Source organism: Hymenobacter profundi (assembly GCF_019334315.1).
GTDB lineage: Bacteria > Bacteroidota > Bacteroidia > Cytophagales > Hymenobacteraceae > Hymenobacter > Hymenobacter profundi.
In genome coordinates this window covers 163959-180359 of record NZ_JAHWGL010000001.1, presented here as the reverse complement: position 1 = coordinate 180359, position 16401 = coordinate 163959, and the positions used below count along the sequence as shown (strand labels likewise).

Annotated in this window: 16 protein-coding genes; 2 read left to right on the top strand and 14 right to left on the bottom strand. The window is 55.9% G+C overall.

Translation table 11 applies throughout. From position 1 onward, the window contains the following. Positions 1 to 75: 75 nt before the first annotated feature. The 4 genes from KYK14_RS00815 to KYK14_RS00800 all read right to left on the bottom strand — a co-directional run bounded on the left by KYK14_RS00815 (position 76) and on the right by KYK14_RS00800 (position 3253). Positions 76 to 702, bottom strand: coding sequence for a hypothetical protein (locus KYK14_RS00815; protein ID WP_185283543.1), 627 nt, complete (start codon positions 700 to 702; stop codon positions 76 to 78). Positions 703 to 789: 87 nt separating this feature from the next. Then, positions 790 to 1281 (bottom strand): DUF2147 domain-containing protein, encoded by a 492-nt coding sequence (locus KYK14_RS00810; RefSeq protein WP_185283544.1) that lies wholly within the window; start codon positions 1279 to 1281, stop codon positions 790 to 792. Between the two features lie 131 nt (positions 1282 to 1412). Further along, positions 1413 to 1856, bottom strand: a complete 444-nt coding sequence (locus tag KYK14_RS00805; protein WP_208306277.1) for a DUF2147 domain-containing protein — start codon at positions 1854 to 1856, stop codon at positions 1413 to 1415. 833 nt (positions 1857 to 2689) lie between these two features. Next, a complete protein-coding gene (locus KYK14_RS00800; RefSeq protein WP_219156038.1) occupies positions 2690 to 3253 on the bottom strand; it encodes a C40 family peptidase in 564 nt (187 codons plus the stop codon). Positions 3254 to 3417: 164 nt separating this feature from the next. Between KYK14_RS00800 and KYK14_RS00795 the strand changes: the two genes are divergently transcribed. Beyond that, a complete protein-coding gene (locus KYK14_RS00795) occupies positions 3418 to 5226 on the top strand; it encodes a M61 family metallopeptidase (RefSeq protein ID WP_246601614.1) in 1809 nt (602 codons plus the stop codon). Positions 5227 to 5367: 141 nt separating this feature from the next. Here KYK14_RS00795 and KYK14_RS00790 read toward each other — a convergent pair whose 3' ends face one another. From KYK14_RS00790 to KYK14_RS22275, 6 genes are all read right to left on the bottom strand, one after another. Then, the gene (locus tag KYK14_RS00790; RefSeq protein WP_219156040.1) at positions 5368 to 6336 is read right to left on the bottom strand and encodes a class I SAM-dependent methyltransferase; all 969 of its coding nucleotides are present in this window, start codon (positions 6334 to 6336) and stop codon (positions 5368 to 5370) included. Positions 6337 to 6359: 23 nt separating this feature from the next. Then, positions 6360 to 8294, bottom strand: a complete 1935-nt coding sequence (locus KYK14_RS00785) for a KUP/HAK/KT family potassium transporter (protein WP_185283548.1) — start codon at positions 8292 to 8294, stop codon at positions 6360 to 6362. A 95-nt stretch (positions 8295 to 8389) separates the two neighbouring features. Continuing rightward, positions 8390 to 8854, bottom strand: a complete 465-nt coding sequence (locus tag KYK14_RS00780) for a hypothetical protein (RefSeq protein ID WP_208306280.1) — start codon at positions 8852 to 8854, stop codon at positions 8390 to 8392. Between the two features lie 111 nt (positions 8855 to 8965). Beyond that, the gene (gene bamJ / locus KYK14_RS00775; protein WP_219156042.1) at positions 8966 to 9595 is read right to left on the bottom strand and encodes a BamJ family beta-barrel-assembly machinery protein; all 630 of its coding nucleotides are present in this window, start codon (positions 9593 to 9595) and stop codon (positions 8966 to 8968) included. Between the two features lie 209 nt (positions 9596 to 9804). Next, complete coding sequence (locus KYK14_RS00770) at positions 9805 to 10629, bottom strand: class I SAM-dependent methyltransferase (protein ID WP_219156044.1); 825 nt, start codon at positions 10627 to 10629, stop codon at positions 9805 to 9807. Positions 10630 to 10790: 161 nt separating this feature from the next. Further along, positions 10791 to 10925, bottom strand: a complete 135-nt coding sequence (locus KYK14_RS22275; protein WP_258049046.1) for a hypothetical protein — start codon at positions 10923 to 10925, stop codon at positions 10791 to 10793. A gap of 302 nt (positions 10926 to 11227) precedes the next feature. Between KYK14_RS22275 and KYK14_RS00765 the strand changes: the two genes are divergently transcribed. Beyond that, positions 11228 to 12064, top strand: coding sequence for a hypothetical protein (locus KYK14_RS00765; RefSeq protein ID WP_219156046.1), 837 nt, complete (start codon positions 11228 to 11230; stop codon positions 12062 to 12064). A 30-nt stretch (positions 12065 to 12094) separates the two neighbouring features. Here KYK14_RS00765 and KYK14_RS00760 read toward each other — a convergent pair whose 3' ends face one another. From KYK14_RS00760 to KYK14_RS00745, 4 genes are all read right to left on the bottom strand, one after another. Continuing rightward, positions 12095 to 12880: a DUF2279 domain-containing protein gene (locus KYK14_RS00760; protein ID WP_246601615.1), complete on the bottom strand. Its 786-nt coding sequence runs from the start codon at positions 12878 to 12880 to the stop codon at positions 12095 to 12097. A 333-nt stretch (positions 12881 to 13213) separates the two neighbouring features. Continuing rightward, positions 13214 to 14734: an alpha-L-fucosidase gene (locus tag KYK14_RS00755; RefSeq protein WP_219156048.1), complete on the bottom strand. Its 1521-nt coding sequence runs from the start codon at positions 14732 to 14734 to the stop codon at positions 13214 to 13216. Between the two features lie 70 nt (positions 14735 to 14804). Then, positions 14805 to 15680 carry an aldo/keto reductase gene (locus tag KYK14_RS00750; RefSeq protein WP_219156050.1) on the bottom strand — a complete coding sequence of 292 codons (876 nt, stop codon included), beginning with the start codon at positions 15678 to 15680 and terminating at the stop codon, positions 14805 to 14807. Positions 15681 to 15860: 180 nt separating this feature from the next. Further along, positions 15861 to 16394 (bottom strand): DUF1493 family protein, encoded by a 534-nt coding sequence (locus KYK14_RS00745; protein ID WP_219156052.1) that lies wholly within the window; start codon positions 16392 to 16394, stop codon positions 15861 to 15863. Positions 16395 to 16401: the final 7 nt, after the last annotated feature.

Genomic DNA, 16401 nt, shown 5'->3' with positions numbered 1-16401 from the left:
TCTTAAGACAAGGATATTTTTCCTTGAAAAGATACTGCTTCGGCGCGGCAAATCATAATAGGCCAGATGCTGGTGCTATTTAAGAAACTGCTGGGCGCACGCCTGCTCAGTTGCACTGGCTGCGGGTAGGTTAAACACGGCATCCAGCAGCTCATCGAAGGTATGCGCCGGGGCAAAGATGGTATCGTGGTAGGGGTTGCTCACAAACCGTATAAAGCCTGGCTGGTCGTTGATGCGAACCAGGTCCACCGTCACGTTGCCGAAGCGCTGGTTGCAGCGGCCCGTATCGGGGCAGTCGCCGGGCGTGGGCTTCAGAAAGTGCTTCTCAATGGTTTCGGTGTACTCGGGGTGGGGTAGGCGGCGCCGGTCAGAGGTAGAGAGGTGGTAGCCCAGCGCCAGCACCCGGTCGCGAATGAAGTCGAACAGGTGCTGAAAATTAGATCCAATGCTGGGATCATAGAAAAATAGAGCCCCCTGCCGGCCACCCTCACTCAACAATTGCACGCGCAGCCCCCGGCCGCGCACGTTGGTTTTCTGAAAGTGATAGGCCTTGAAAAATGGCCCCATCCAGTTCAGGTACACCCGTTGCTCCACCCAGCGGGCGTAGGCTTGCTGCTGCACATTGGTACGCACCAACGGCTGCCACTCGGCCTGACAGGCAGCAGCAGTAGAACCAAAAAGCTGTTTGAAAAAACGACGCAAGGGTGGAAGGAAAGCAAGTTCGGAGTTTCAAAAGAACACTCGACCTTGCAAATAGTTTCCGGGTAGGGGCGTCGGAAGGCTGCGCAATTACAGCGCCGTGCCGGGTTTCAGGCGGTGCCAATAGTGGGAGCGGCCCAGCAGCGAAAAACCGATATAGCCCTTCACCTCCAGCCGGTCGCGCGACTCCATGTGCAGGTAGCAGGAATAGTAGTGGCCGCTGTGCGGATCGTAGATTTCGCCGTCTTCCCAGCGGCCCGAGTCGGGGTTATAGCGCATTTTGTACAGCACCACCAAGTTTTGAAGCGGACGGGTGCGCAGCGTGGGGTTGGGGTTGCGCCCATCGAGGTGGGGCTGGCCGGTTTTGGGGTCAATGGCGTGATGCATCCAAATCAGGCGGCCCGTCAGCTCACCGTCGCGCACGCTCACTTCCACGCGGGCCTCCCCCGAGTCGTCTTCCCACATCCCCACCGGCGACAGTGCCTGCGCCTGACCCATCAGTGGTAGCAACATGCCCAGGCAGAGCAGCCAGATAGAAAACATAGGAACGGCACTGGCAATGGGGCGGGGAAGGATGGGCATAGGCGCAGGGAAACAAACTGGTTACGTAAGAAAAGAGAGTGTAGCTACGCCAGGGCGGTAACCGGTTGAATATAAGCAAAAACAGCGGCGTTCCGCTGGAAACGCCGCTGCCTGCTAAATAAGTTCGTCGGTTACTTCACCCGCGTCCAGGTCTGGGAGCGGCCAATCAGCGAAAAGCCGATGTAGCCCTTCACTTCCATGGTATTTGCGTTCAGCATTTTGATGTAGCAGGAATACGTTTTGCCGCTTTCGGGGTCGTAGATTTTGCCATCGTCCCACTTATTATCGGAGTCGTACTCAAAGCCCTGCATGAACACCATGCCCAGGCGGGGGCGGCTACGCAGCTTAGGGTCGGGGTTTACAGTATCGGTTTTGGGCTTGCCGGTTTTAGGGTCGTTGGGTACGGTCAACGACACAATTTTGCCGCATAGCTTATTGCCATCGCACTTGTAAATTTCAAACGTGGCCTTTTTCTCGGAGTTTGTCCATATGCCCAATGGCGAGAGGCTTTGGGCCGTAGCAAGCGTAGTGAAACCCAGCAGCATTGCCAGGCAGAGAAACAACATCTTTTTCATGGTGATAATAGAGAGTGGTGGGTTCGGGGAAAAAAGATAGAGGAAAACCATGAAACGATCAAAGCAATTGAGTGCAAACAGACCGCGCCAGAGTACCATGCTTAGGATGCAAACATAACGCCAGCTTACCAATCAGACGATAGCAAAAAGAAAGACATCTTTTTTCTGAAAAAAACGTGCTGATGCTCAGGGCAGTAGCTTCAGGGGGTAAAATAGTAGGGTTTTTATTTTGAACCATCCGGTGGGCTTTTAACTTTACAGACCAGTAGCGAGTGCTACAGCCCTGTTCAAGCAGCCCTAAGGTGCTGGGCCGCGCGAACAACGGTTATGTCGAACGTAAAGAAAGGAGGTACAAAATGTCTAGTAGTCCCAACCAAATCCTGCCGAGCCTGTCGAATGTAGTCCGCATCACCGCCGGACGCGCGTAATAACAGCTTTTCGCGCGGAGCACTTGTTAGCCCAGCAGGGCGTGCTCCCGCATTCTGGCAAGGTCTTATCTCACGGATGGCGGGGCTGTACCCCAGACCCGTCGCTTGGTAAGATTTGAAGGATTAGATGCCCGGTATTGCCCAGCAGCCTTTCAGTAGGCCTGCACAGGCAGTACCGGGCATCGCTTTTTTAGAATGGTGAAGTTGAGAGTTTGTGGGGTAGAGAAGTGTACTTGAGTTTGTATAATAAGAAGGCGTCTGTCATCCTGAGCTTGCGAAGGACCTTATCACGGCATTATCACGTGAGAACGACAAGCGTAACATTGGGGCATAAGGTCCTTCACTGCGTTCAGGATGATAGACGCTTGCCTATTCACAACTTCACCATCTCATACCTTCACTATTCTAAAGCACCCGCCGCACTTGCATGAAGCGGCGCTCGTAGCCGGAGCCTTCTACCTGGCTGACTTTTACGCCGGACTCACGGCGGGCCGAGGAGGAATGAATGAAACGCAACGGCTCGCCGGGCTCCGAGAGCACAATGCCCGCGTGGCCGGGCGTGGTGGAAGTAGCAGCCGTACCCGTAAACACCACAATATCGCCGGGGCGGGCCTGGCTACGCTCCACGGGCCGGCCCACGCTGATGAGCTGCGCGGTGGAGTGCGGTACGCTGATATCGAACTGCTTGAATACGTAGTACACGAAGCCTGAGCAGTCGAAACCGCCCGCGGGCGTGGTGCCGGCGTAGCAGTAGCGCGTGCCCAACTGCTGCTCGGCAAAGCGGATGATGGCCTCAGCCCGGTCGCTCATTACGGGGGTAGGGGCGCGGGGCGTGCGGTGCACAACGGCTACCACCGGCACGGCTTGGGTAGGCGCCACGCGAGCAGAAGGAGCTGCCGGGCGTGGCCAGAGAAACACGGCCAGTAGCACGGCTACCAAACTCAGAAAGGTTATCCAGACGTAGCGCATAAGAGGGTAGGGAAGTAAGCAGCCTAACGGCAACCAGCGGGTAGGGGTTCCGACGGGGTAGGCGCGGACGAGTAGGTAGGCTCAAAAATCGGCTGTACTTTGCAACCCCGGCTGCCTTTTGGGGTCGGGTGTACTCCTGCTTTTCTACTTATTATTTTTTGTTCATGCTGCCTACCCGTTTCCGCACACTGGTGGCCGCCGGGGCGCTGTCATTGCTGACGGCCGCCACGGCTGCTGCCGCTTCGCCTACCCTGCGCTACACCCTCTCGATGCCCGCTCCACAAACGCACTATTTCGAGGTGGAAATGAGCTTGGGAGGATTCAATAAGCCCTACACCGACGTGAAAATGCCCGTGTGGGCACCCGGCTCCTACCTGGTGCGGGAGTTTGAGAAAAACGTGGAGGGCATGGTAGCAACGGCCGGCGGGCAGGCGCTGCAAGTCGATAAGGTGGATAAAAACACTTGGCGCGTGTATCACCCGAAATCCAAGGACTTCACCGTTAAATATAAGGTGTACGCCTATGAACTGAGCGTGCGCACCAGCTTCCTGGACGCTTCGCACGGCTACCTCAACGGCACCAGCGTGTTTATGTATCCGGCCGAGGGAAAAGCGCTGGAGAGTATCCTTACGGTGCAGCCCGCCACTGGCTGGAGCCAGGTGAGCACCAGTCTAAAGCCGGTGAGCGGCAGCGCGCCCTTCACCTTCCGCTCCACCAACTACGACGAGCTGGCCGACTCGCCCATTGAAATCGGTAACCAGAAAATCCTGCAATTCACTGCCAACGGCACGCCCCACACGGTAGCCATGTATGGCGAAGCCCGTTACGACGAGCAGCAATTGTTGGCCGATATGAAGAAGGTGTGTGAGGAAGCGCACCGCGTGGTGGGCCAGAATCCGCTGGACCGCTACGTGTTCATTGTGCATAACCTGGAGCGCGGCAGCGGTGGTCTGGAGCACCTGTTCTCGACTACCCTGGAAGTGTCGCGCACCACCTACAACACACCCGGTGGCTACAAGGGCTTCCTGGGGCTGGTGGCGCACGAGTATTTCCACCTCTGGAACGTGAAGCGCATCCGGCCCATCGCACTCGGGCCGTTCGACTACGATAAGGAAAACTACACGCACATGCTGTGGGTGAGCGAGGGGGGCACGGAGTATTTCTCCAACCTGATTACCCAGCGCGCCGGCTTCGTGAAGCCCGAAAACTACCTGGCCGACCTCAGCAACGTGATTACCCGCGTAGAAAATACGCCTGGCAACAAAGTGCAGTCAGCCGCCGAGTCGAGCTTCGACAGCTGGATCAAGCAGTACCGGCCCAACGAAAACTCCTACAACACCAGCATCAGCTATTACGATAAGGGCGAGGTGATTGGTGCTGTGCTGGATCTGATGGTGATTAACGCCACCAAGGGCGAGAAAAGCCTCGACGACGTGATGCGCTACCTCTACTCGGAGTACTACACCAAGAAAAAGCGCGGCTTCACCGACGAAGAATACCAAGCGGCCGTGGCCAAAATAGCCGGCCAACGCTTCGACGACTTCTTCCGTCGCTACGTGTACGGTACCGAAACCCTACCCTACAACACGGCCCTGGGCTACGCGGGCCTGCGCCTCACCAACACGCCTACTACCTCCGATGGTGTGCTAGGCGCCGTGGTCAGTACCCGCAGCGGCGCGCCTACCGTCACGACGGTCGTGCGCGACGGTAGCGCTTGGCAAGGCGGCCTGAACGTGAACGACGAAATCCTGGCCCTCGACGGCGGCCGCATCACCACCGACCCCAACACGGCCCTCACTGGCCGGCCGGCCGGTACCACCGTCAAATTCCTGGTAAACCGCGACGGCCAGATCAAGGAAGTGAGCTTCCCGCTGCTGGCCGGCACCACCCAGCGCTACCGCGTGGAGCAGGTAGAAAACCCCACCGAAGCGCAGTTGAAAGTGCTGCGCAAGTGGCTGCCGGTAGGGCAGTAGGTTACAGACAGTAGGAGAAGTAAACAATAATCTTTTTGTACGATTTCGTCCTATTATATCTCCCTAACCCAACGTCCTTTAACTGCAAACGGCCCCGCTGAAAGATTCAGCGGGGCCGTTGCATTATGACAAAATGCAAGCTCAGGTTTTCTGGTACACCCCAAACAGAATGTCGCTGGGATGATGAGTCAGGAAAACGTCTTCTGCCGCAAACAACGTAGCCAATAACTGGTGCGTCTGTGGCGTGTTAGCAAGAAAGTGATGGGCAATGTCCTTGAGCACGAGGGCAAGCAAATTGCCGCCTACTTCAGTTTCCTCCAGCAGCGTAAAGCGTTGCTTTACTGCTCCTCTGATCTGTTCACTCTCCACAGCTTCCGAAGGGTCCGAAACCAGCATCCGGAGCAGGCCGGGGCCGCTGATGCGCGTTTTCAGACGCTGGCTGCGGTAGCGCCGCCGATACGAGGCTGGTAGGGTCGCCAACAACTCGTTGGCAGCGAATAGCTGCGCAGCGCTCCATTGCAAGCGGTTGGGGCCTACATAATCATAAAGGACCACTAGGCCGCCGGGGCGCAGGGCGTGCCACACATTGTCCAGCACGTCGTCCACATGTTGGAAGTGATGGAGGGCTGAGTGGAACAGCACCACGTCGTAGGTGTTTTGCGGCCAGTGCTGGCGGTTGATATCGCGCACCACGAAGTGCATGTTATGCAGCCCTTCGCGTTGAGCTTGAATTTTAGCTTGGTCCAGTAGGGCACGAGCAATGTCTACGCACTCTACTTGGCTAAATGTGGCGTGGCGGGCAAAAGCCAGTTCGTGGCTGCAACTGCCGCTTCCCAGCGAGCACAGCGACAGGCCCGTGCGGTTTCGCAGATACTTTGCTACCACGTAGGGCTCGTAGGGGAAGGTAGGGTCGCCCGTGATTCTCTGATTCCAGCGCGCCCGCACAGCAGGCACAATCCACCAGTTAGCCGTTTGCAGCGTCGGGTCGTCGAACGTGCGCTGGGTGCGGGCTAAGGCACTAGGGTTCAGCTTTGAGAAAAGATAACTTGCCCCCCGTTGCTGCACTTTCGCTAGCAGCTCTGAAAAATCGTCGCGGGTTAGTAAAGGCATAGCAACAGGTAGGCGAGCCGTACTTATTGAATTCGCTTGAGGGCTACGTCACGAACGGGCGCAATCACCAGCGGTACTTTTTCCACCTTCACCGAACTGGTATCGAGGCCGAAATACTTGTCTTCCGACGCAATGAATTGCTTGATGTAGAAATACGCCTGCATCACCAGCTTTTCCACGGTAGGGAAGTCGTTTTCGACAGACAGGTATTTCTCCAACACCACAAAGCGGAAGTCGCCCGTCACGTGCTGCTTGCTCAGCGACTCGTAGCGCGAGGTGATGTCCACTTCCTTGTTGCGCACTAGGTCCTCAATCACCTTGCGGAAGTAGAGGTTGATGCGCTGCTCTACCCGAAAGCCCAGTCGGAACGTGATGCGGAAGGCATCGTTGGGCGCTAGTTCCACCACTTTATATTCCATGGTATACGGCTCGTCGGTGGTATCTACGTGCACAAACCAGTAGATATCAGCACGCTTGGGACGCTTCTGGAAGATGGAGTAGATGATCTTCGACTCAATTTCGGAAGCCCGCTCGGCCGAGGTCATAAACACCAGGTGGGTGGAATATTTGGGGATGGAATCATCGTGGCTCAGGTTCTTGAGCGCTTCCATATAGGGGTCAATCTTGACGAACTCCGTGAGGCGCTTCTTGATGTAGAAGGCCCGCAGCCACACATACATCACGCCCACCAGCGCGGCCCCAATGGCCAGCGACACCCAGCCCCCGTGCGGGAACTTGATGAGGTTGGCCACTAGAAATGACCCCTCGATGCTGCCGTAGAGCAGCACAAACAGCACGACAGCGGCTATGGGTACCCGCTTGCTGCGCAGCCACATGGTGAGCAGCAGCGTCGTCATCAGCATGGTGAGGGTGATAGCCAGACCGTAGGCTGCTTCCATGTGCTCGGAGCGCTGAAAATACAGCACTACCCCAATGCAGCCAAACAGCAATAGCCGATTCATGCTCGGGACAAACAGCTGGCCCTTCACATCGGTAGGGTAGTTGAGCTTCACCTTGGGCCACATATTCAGGCGGATAGCTTCTGCTACCAGGGTAAACGAGCCCGTTATAAGCGCTTGCGAGGCAATAACCGCTGCAATGGTGGCAATGCCGATGCCGATGATCAGGAACCACTCGGGCATGAGAGCATAGAATGGGTTACGACCATCAAGCTGTTCGCCCGCATGGCTTATCAGCCAAGCGCCCTGCCCGAAGTAGTTGAGTAGCAGGCATAGCTTCACGAACATCCAGCTGATGCGGATGTTGCCCTTGCCGCAGTGGCCCAGGTCGGAGTAGAGCGCCTCAGCCCCCGTGGTGCATAGGAACACGGCACCCAGTAGCCAGAAACCGCCGGGGTAGTTCACCAGCAAGTCGTAGGCATAGTAGGGGTTGGCAGCCTTCAGAATTTCTGGATGCTGCACAATGCCTAAGATGCCCAGGGTAGCCAACATGCTGAACCACAAAAACATAATTGGCCCAAAAGCCTTGCCCACAATCTGCGTTCCGAAGCTCTGCAACAAGAACAACAGCAGCAAAATACCGATAACGATAGGAACCGTAGGGATAGTGGGGTAGATAGCCTCCAACCCCTCTACCGCCGACGACACCGAAATGGGCGGCGTAATTACGCCGTCGGCCAGCAAGGCCGCGCCGCCTACAATGGCCGGGATGGTAAGCCAGCCCGCCCGGCGCCGCACCAATGCATAGAGCGAGAAAATGCCGCCTTCACCGTTGTTATCGGCGTTCAGTGTCAGCAATACATATTTGATGGTGGTTTGCAGCGTCAGCGTCCAGAGTACGCACGAGATGCCGCCGTACACCAGAATTGGGTCGATGGTGCCCGGCACAATTGCCTTCATCACATAGAGTGGCGAGGTTCCAATATCACCGTAGATAATGCCCAGGGCGATAAGCAAACCTGCCGTAGAAATGGCGGTGTGCTGGTGTTTAGAGTCCATAAAAAATAGGAGGGAAAACGGTGGTATTAACCAGTGAAACGGACGCGTCAAAGGTAAAGCAAAACCACTGGATGCGCGGTTAAAGCAAGGACGGGTTAAAACGAATCGGTAGGTGGAGTTTCCGGGGCAGCGTCGGGCGGGGTGAGGGCAGCTAGCAGCTGCGCGGCATGGGCCGCGGCAGCATCATGCTGGGCCCGAATGCGGCGGTTTAGCTCACGGAGTAGGGGCTGCCAAGTGGCCGGGTCGCCGGGTAGGGAAAAGTGCGCGGCTTCGCGGCCGGCCCGGTGCAGGCGCAGCCGGTTGGTGCCGCGGTTTCCGTAAATCAGTAGCAGAGCGCCTACTGTCAGACCTAGCGCGGTAGGTAGGGTGCGCAGCCAGTTTTGCAGGAAAGCCAGCAGCACCCCCGCCAGCACCAGCGCGCCCAGCATATACCACAGCAACCACCGAACAGGCGTCAATTCGGCGGCTTCCAGCTCCAGCAGGCTGTAGCGCTGGTCGTGCACGCGCAGAGTTGTGGCCGTTAGCTCCAGGCGGTTGTCCTCGCTACGCAGGGTAGGCAAGTCGACGGGAGGAGGGGGAGGAGTAGAAAAGTCCGTAGGAGAAGGCAGGAAAAACGTTTCCCCGACAGCCGCCGGGTCGGAAGACGCAGCGGGTGCCGGGGAAACAGCTAGTCAGTTATTCACTTTCAGCAATTCCACGTCGAAGACGAGCGTGGAATCGGGGCCGATGTCGCGGCCGGCGCCACGCTTGCCGTAGGCCAGGTCCGAAGGGATGTAGAGGCGCCACTTCGAGCCTTCGGGCATCAGTTGCAGGGCTTCTGTCCAGCCGGCAATTACCTGGTTCACACCAAAGGTAGCGGGCTGACCGCGCTGGTAGCTGCTGTCGAACACGTTGCCGTTGATGAGCGTGCCGTGGTAGTGTGTGGTTACCGACGAGCTAGGGGTAGGCTTGGGGCCATTGCCCTCAGTCAGTACTTCGTATTGCAGGCCGCTGGGCAGGGTAGTCACACCCGGCTTGTTTTTGTTTTCGGCAAGGAAGGCTTCGCCTTCGGCTTTGTTGTTATTCATGGCGTTGGGGTCTTGGGTGTCATCTTCTTCGGCGCCGCCCAGTTGCTCCTGGAGCTGCCGCATGGCGGCCTCAATTTGCTCGTTGGAGAGGGCGCTGGGCTTGCCGCCCAGGGCATCCTTCATACTTTGAGCCAGCACATCTACGTTTAGGTCGAGGCCTTGCTGCGAGAAGTTGCGGGCCATGTCGCGGCCGATAATGTAGCTGATTTGCTCCTTGAGCGAAGTCAATTCCATGTGGTAAGGGTTAGAAACGATTAGGTGTATGCCGCTCTTATACGGTTATGGGCGCGAAAGTGCAGAAAAAAAGCAGGCTCCAGTTCGCGGAGCCCGTAGAATGAAGTGCGTATGTAGCGGAAAAGCCTACAAAAATGCTCTGCCGGACAAGCAGGGTAGGGCAAACGTGCAAAGTAATAAGCTGCCCTACAGCAGAGTGAACTACGCAGCTAGGCGTTGCGAGCCTCCGGCATTTTACCCGCCACGAAGTTTAGACCGAAATACAGCTTTTCTTTAAGCAGCGCGTTGCGGCGCCATATGCGGTCCTCCCGCTGGACCAGTTCCGGCGTGTTGTTTTGCTTGAACATAAACGGCGGAAACAGCCGAATGTACTGCACGTCGGCGGGGTAAATGGTGAGCTGCTGCTTGTGCAGCTCGCGCCGCCAGGTAGCAAGCGGACGAATGTTCTCATTGCCCAGCAAAATATTCTTCTTCAACTGCTCATCATAGATTTCGATGATGCGCTTGTTGCCGCGCCGCAGATAAAGCTTCAGATTCTGCACCACGTTGCCCCCGTTTTCTTCTACAATGATGAGGTTGCCAGCTGGTCGGAGCGCCTGATGAAAAATGCGCAGGGCATCCTGCAACGGCTCTAGGTGGTGCAGCGTGTCCTGAATGATGATGTGGTCGTAGGACGCCGGCGGTGGCGGCACATCAAACAGGTTTTCGTAGCTATACGTGAAGCCCGATACGTCGCCAAACTGTGCCCAGTACTGTAGCCGCTCCGGAATACGTGCGAAGTAAAATTCGAGCGTAGTGCCGTGTACCTTGTAGCCATTCAGGGCCAGGAAAATAGCCGTAGTGCCGTAGCCGCAGCCACAATCCCAGATAGCGGCATCGGTAGTAGGCAGGTGGTCCAGAATATACTGGAGCCGTTGCACCACATACGCCTTCCGAAACTCGAAACTGGCGGGATTTTCTAAAAATTTGTAGTAGCTAGTAAGCTTGGAGTTACTCTTTAGTTCTTCTAAAAATAATGCGAAAAACTCTTCCATATGCATATGTCAGGTCCTGCTTGGGAGGAAAGGTTGGCTATCTAATTTGAGGTGAAGATAGAAGCTTAACGGCTAATGCAACCTTCCGCCACTTTTTGAAATGCAGAAAACCCCGCCATAGGCGGGGTTCATGGTAGTAACTAGCCGTATGGAAAAGCAGCCTAGAAATGCAACTCCTCGCCGTCGCGCAGGTCAAAAAACAGGTTCAGGTCCCGCACCTGAGAGGCCAGGAAGCTCAACGACCCCAGGCTGCTCAGCAACAGAAACGACGAAACGGCGACAGTGCTTCTTTTCATAGTGATGGATGGTAGCATGATGATGGTCAGTTGGTTGTGGGTAAAGATACAGCGTATTTATGAGAAATAGTAGGCAAGCATACTTTTACCTTCGTCAGGTCGAACACCGGTGTAGTGCGTGTAGCTGGTTTTACGGGTCTGGTATAAAGTCTTTTAATTGGCGGTATAAAATACTGAACAGTAACTATATAAGTTGTTTGAGCTGTGCCAGTAAGTAGTCTAATACACTTGCTTATTCGTTCGGGGGTGTATTTCCTACCCGATATATTTCAGTAGGTGAAAATAAATTATGACGCATCCTTATGTTTCGATTTTTTCTACTGCTTTTTTCTGTACTTCTTCCAGAGACACTAATGGCGCAGCGCGGCGCCTATATAGCGAATGCGTTACTCACCCCGCTGCACGATCAAAAAGGCCAGCTACAAGTAAGAGCTGGCTGGGGTGGCGGCTATGAGCTAGACGTGTCGTGTTCATTGACCAATCATATTGCCCTGTTCAGTGCAGCCAAGCTCGATTGGAGTGCGCGCAACCACACCACAATCCTGGGTAGTACCTATGTGCAGAGTAATAACAACCACGTGTTGCAAGGCGGCATAGGCTATTTCAAGCAATTCGACCGTCGCTACCTCAATAGGGTAGAGGTGTACACAGGTGCCGGGACCAGCAGCGTCGATAATTCCTGGTACTACACAAGGTTTTCGGATAGCAAGGAGTTTACTCGTGCGCGCTACTGGACGGCCTTCAGCCAGATTAACTTAGGAAAGAGGGGACGGAGCAGCGACCTAGTATTTGGAATGCGGTTGGCCTATTCACACTACCAGGATTTCGCTTATTACGACAATCACCCTAACGTGCGGTATATCCGGTACCGCTATGAACAAGTACGGGTTATCACACTGGAGCCAGCCGTAAGCTATGGCTACCGCTGGAAGGGGTTCAAAGCAGCTGTTCAAGGAGGCGTTGCTCTCCCATTGGCTACTTCAGAAGCGAACCTTGTGGCCATTCATACAACAGACGCAGGCTCTATTGTACGATCAACGAAAGAAGCGCCATCATTAGGAACGCTACTGGGGCAAATCAGCCTACAATATCGTTTCGATTTAAATAAGAAAGATAAGCTGTCAAGCGAAGCGAAGTAAGCCTACCCTGGATGGGTGCCGTCAGGGGTGCTAGTAGTAAAGCGGGCGGAACACGAGCCCGCGCTTGGTATTGTATTCCAAAGCTGGTGCAGGTATGCGCACAATGCTGAGCACGTAGAAGGCTGTGCGCAGCAGGCCACTGCGGGTAGGAATGTTCTGTAGGTTCAGGTCGGGAGAAAGGTAGAACTTGCGGTAGGGCCGGTAGCCCAGCGCCCGGTTCTGGGCCGGGTCGCCTGCCACCATCCCGGCAGCGCCGTAGCCTACTGCCACGTTTAACCACTTCGGGTAGCGCGTGCTAGAGGGTAGAAAGCGGGATATATCCGTCGAGAGCCAGTAGGTTTGGCCATTGTAGTCTTTCAATACCTGTCCGGCGTAGCTGTTGCCCAGGCTTTCAAGGCGGGTAGTGGGGTAGGACGTACTATGAAACGAGAATTTCGGCATCACCCTGATTTCGCCCCAGGCCAACTGCTGCCCCAGCACTCCCGCCGCACCGGCAGCATTAGCTACCATATCGCTGTTGGAAAAGCCGTAGCCTTCGCTCATGCCATCCAGTATTTCGATGGGCGTTTGCAGGGCCAGACCAACTAGGCTGCCAAGCCAGATGGCTTTTTTCTCGGAGGTGCCTGCCCAGCGCAACGCGTCCACGCCCATGCGGCTTTCGTGGAAAGCAGTCCAGAAGTGGCCCGCTTTATCCATCTGCTTCCAGTGGTGGCTGTCGTCGTAGAAGTGAAAGCGGGTGCGAGGATATTCTTTGTACCACGCGTCGCTGAGCAGTTTGAGCGAAACCGCATAGCCCACTACAAAGCCAGTACCCAATACAAGCTGCCGAGTGCGTTTCTGATGGGTAGTCAGCGTATCAGATGGGGTGGCTGTGGGTTGTGCAACAGTCTGGAATATAGTTGCAACATTCAGAAGTATGCTACCAACTACTTTGGAGAAAAAGGAAAGCGCATTAGTTGGCGTCGAAAAATTCAATAAAATCTATTTTAAGTGAAGCAAAAGTCTCTTACATACGGCAATTCGTCCTGCACGGCCATAAGAGGCTTCACATTTATCAAGCTAGATTACACATTGAGCTTTCGAGCGCCCCGCCACCTGCTTTCATCTCAGGCCCAGTGAGGTATAGTGCTCACCGGGCCTACTCTGCATCTACGGCCTCTGCTTATACACTCCTACCTCGCTCAGGGCGACACAAACCGGCGATGCTGTGATGGCCACGCGCAGTTTGGTGGTCGTTACGGGCGCATCCAGCTTCACCAGCTTCTTGGCCCCAATGCTCGTGCCTGTGTAAAGTGGCTTCCAAGCGCCATCCTGCCAAGCTTCAAGGGTGAAACCCTCTACGCGCTGGCCCAGCGGAATGTACTCCTGTAAGCTGATGATATCGAACGTTTTGGGCGCGGTGAAAGCTATTTCCAGGCTGGGCGTGTGCACGTTGTCGGTGGTGGCCCAGTAGGTTTGGCGGTTGCCATCGAGCAGCTTGGCGGGGGCGTAGGTGTTGTGGCGGGTGTTACTGGCTGTGAGGCGGGCGCCCTTCGCTAGGTTGTCAGCGAAGGTATGCTGCACCATATCGCCAAAGGTTTTGAGGGCTGCTACGTCGTCGGCGTGTAGCTGGCCGCGGGTGTCGGGGGCCAGGCCTAGGTCCAGGGCCGCGCCGCGGCCTACGCTTTTCAGGTACAAATCAAACAGCGCTTCGGGCGTTTTGGGCGCCTCGGTGGGGTGGTAGAACCAGCCTTTGCGAAGTGGTACGTCGCACTCGGCAGGCATCCAAAACTCGCCGTTGCGGATACCCATGGGGCTTTGCGGGTAGTTGGCCTGACCCGGCACGGCTACGTTTTTACCCTCGGGCGGGCGGGGCGTGAAGGTAGCCCAGCTGGTTTCGGCCGCGTGGCCTTCCTCGTTGCCTACCCAGCGCACATCCCAGCCAATATCGCTGAAGATATTGGCCATGGGCTGCATCTTGCGGGTGATGCCCCAGGTTTGGTCCCAATTATAATAGGTGGTGTTATCGATGGAGCGCTTCTCGCGGGCACCGCCGTAGTAGCCGTCGCCGCCGTTGGCGCCGTCGTGCCAGCTCATAAACAGCTCCCCGTAGTTGGCGTATAGCTCTTTCAACTGGGCCTGGTATATGGGTAGGTAGGCGGGAGTGCCATAGGCAGCGTTGTTCCGGTCCCAAGGCGAGCAGTATACCCCGAACTTCAGGCCGTGTTTGCGGGCGGCCTGCTCCATCTCCTTCACATAGTCGCCTTTACCACCCCGGAAAGGACTTTTCGAGATATTATAGGCCGTGGTTTTCGTGGGCCACAGCGCAAAACCGTCGTGGTGCTTGGCTACTAGCACAATACCGCGCAAGCCGCCTGCCTTAGCTGCTCGCACAATCTGCTCGGCATCAAAATCGGTGGGGTTGAAAACGCTCGGGTCCGCATCACCATAGCCCCACTCCTTGTTCTCGAAGGTAGTAGGCGTGAAATGCACAATGCCGTATACTTCGGTGGTGTGCCACGCCTGTTGCCTGGCCGAGGGTAGGGCGCCGTAGGGCTTCGGCGGGGTCGCCGGCGCGCTGACACTAGGTCGGCCTGGCAAGTGGTGGGCAGATAAATAGTCGGGGGTTTTGCTGGCTAAGAAACAGGTGGAGCCACAGAGTAGAACGGCGCTGAAGAAGCTTCTCGACATACAGAGAGTTGAAAGGTGCGGGCCTACAAGAAACAAACTTTGCGATTAGGCTATGTCGCTCCGCCGTTTCCTACCCCAGATACGCCATGTCCTCCGCGCTCAGTTGAATAGCGGCAGCAGCCAGATTTTCCCGCAAGTGCGCCAGCGAGGAAGTACCCGGAATCGGCAGAATCCAGGGCGATTTGTGCAGCTGCCAAGCCAGGTTAATTTGGGCAGGCGTGGCGTTGTGGCGGCGGGCTACCTCGCTAATTTTATCGAGTTCTTTGGGTAGGGCGTGCAGCAGCGAGAAAAAAGGAATCAGCGGGATTTCGTGATTTTCACAAAGGTCCAACACTTCCTCCCCGCCGGGGTTGTGGCCGTGCGCGTGCGCTAGGGTCGTGCGCTGGGCGTAGCCGTACATATTCTCTACGGTGGCAATATTGCCTAGCTGCAAGCCGGTTTCTAGCTCCTCGCGGGTTACGTTGCTGAGGCCCACATGCAGAATTTTACCCTCGCGCTGCATTTCAAACATGGCCCCGAGTTGCTCGTCCAGCGGTACCGCGCCGTGGCCCATCAGGCGTAGGTGTACCAGTTGGATCTGCTCCTGACCCAAGGTGCGCAGGTTGTTCTCCATGCTGGTGCGCAGATTTTCGGGCGTGTTGAAGGGCACCCAGCTTTTATCGGGCCGACGGGTAGCGCCTACCTTAGTGCAGATAACCAGGTCGGCGGGGTAGGGGTAGAGGGCTTCGCGGATGAGGCGATTGGTGACGTCCTCGCCGTAATAATCGGCCGTGTCGAGGAAGTTTACGCCGTTTTCTACGGCCGTGCGCAGAATTTGCAGGGCCTCGGAGCGGTTGGCCGGCTCACCCCATACATCGGGACCGGGTAGGCGCATAGTGCCGTAGCCTAAGCGGTTGACGGTAAGTGGTTGGGTGGAGTTAGAGGCGATGGTGATGGTGAAGGGCATGAGGAGGGACGGTTTAGTTGATCAGGAGGATATCAAGCAAACCGCCTTGGCCTGCGTAAGTTCGGAGTAGCTGTATTGGCTAATTCATAAGCCTAATGCCTGCAAACGGTGCGGCCATCACTTCAGAGTTGGATACAGAATATGTTGCTTCATCTATAAATTAGTTTCGAGCGCAGCCGGCTATTGACGGGCGAGTGCGAACCGTACCCGCTCGCGTTTCACAAACAGCCCCGCCGCGGCTGACGCTACAAAATCGCCCGTCGTCAGTACCTCAGAGTATGGCCGAGGCTTGGACCCGATACTTGTCAGGCTAAAGTGCCAGATAGCAGAAGCCCACGACCTGTTAAATAGCCAGCACAGTCCAGCTACAGCCGTTTTGATCAACCATAAAAATAACAGACTTGGCAAAAGGACCGTTGCCACACATCCTTGCCATGGTGTGAGGCCTTCGGGGCTAATAAAGCCCGTAAAGTCGAACTTGGTTAAATCAACTCGGTACTTTTCTCCAAATGCGAGCAGCAGTTCTTCTGTATCTAATCCGGCTACACCCCAATCGTCTTCCACAGCAGTCCGCAGCGTCCACGGCTCGTTTTGCGTGCCAACCATAGTCGCCAAATAGGGTGGTACTTCATGGGCTAGCCGGCGTAAATCGGCAAATCGAACAGCTATTTCCAGGCGTCCCAAAGGCTGGTAATCGATGGGTGAAGCTTGCATTGTTGCA

Bases quoted from the DNA above. Each gene is read 5' to 3' on its own strand.
- KYK14_RS00810 (WP_185283544.1), bottom strand. From the start codon at position 1,281: ATGCCCATCCTTCCCCGCCCCATTGCCAGTGCCGTTCCTATGTTTTCT.
- KYK14_RS00805 (WP_208306277.1), bottom strand. From the start codon at position 1,856: ATGAAAAAGATGTTGTTTCTCTGCCTGGCAATGCTGCTGGGTTTCACT.
- KYK14_RS00800 (WP_219156038.1), bottom strand. From the start codon at position 3,253: ATGCGCTACGTCTGGATAACCTTTCTGAGTTTGGTAGCCGTGCTACTG.
- KYK14_RS00795 (WP_246601614.1), top strand. From the start codon at position 3,418: ATGCTGCCTACCCGTTTCCGCACACTGGTGGCCGCCGGGGCGCTGTCA.
- KYK14_RS00790 (WP_219156040.1), bottom strand. From the start codon at position 6,336: ATGCCTTTACTAACCCGCGACGATTTTTCAGAGCTGCTAGCGAAAGTG.
- KYK14_RS00785 (WP_185283548.1), bottom strand. From the start codon at position 8,294: ATGGACTCTAAACACCAGCACACCGCCATTTCTACGGCAGGTTTGCTT.
- bamJ (WP_219156042.1), bottom strand. From the start codon at position 9,595: ATGGAATTGACTTCGCTCAAGGAGCAAATCAGCTACATTATCGGCCGC.
- KYK14_RS00770 (WP_219156044.1), bottom strand. From the start codon at position 10,629: ATGGAAGAGTTTTTCGCATTATTTTTAGAAGAACTAAAGAGTAACTCC.
- KYK14_RS22275 (WP_258049046.1), bottom strand. From the start codon at position 10,925: ATGAAAAGAAGCACTGTCGCCGTTTCGTCGTTTCTGTTGCTGAGCAGC.
- KYK14_RS00765 (WP_219156046.1), top strand. From the start codon at position 11,228: ATGTTTCGATTTTTTCTACTGCTTTTTTCTGTACTTCTTCCAGAGACA.
- KYK14_RS00755 (WP_219156048.1), bottom strand. From the start codon at position 14,734: ATGTCGAGAAGCTTCTTCAGCGCCGTTCTACTCTGTGGCTCCACCTGT.
- KYK14_RS00750 (WP_219156050.1), bottom strand. From the start codon at position 15,680: ATGCCCTTCACCATCACCATCGCCTCTAACTCCACCCAACCACTTACC.
- KYK14_RS00745 (WP_219156052.1), bottom strand. From the start codon at position 16,394: ATGCAAGCTTCACCCATCGATTACCAGCCTTTGGGACGCCTGGAAATA.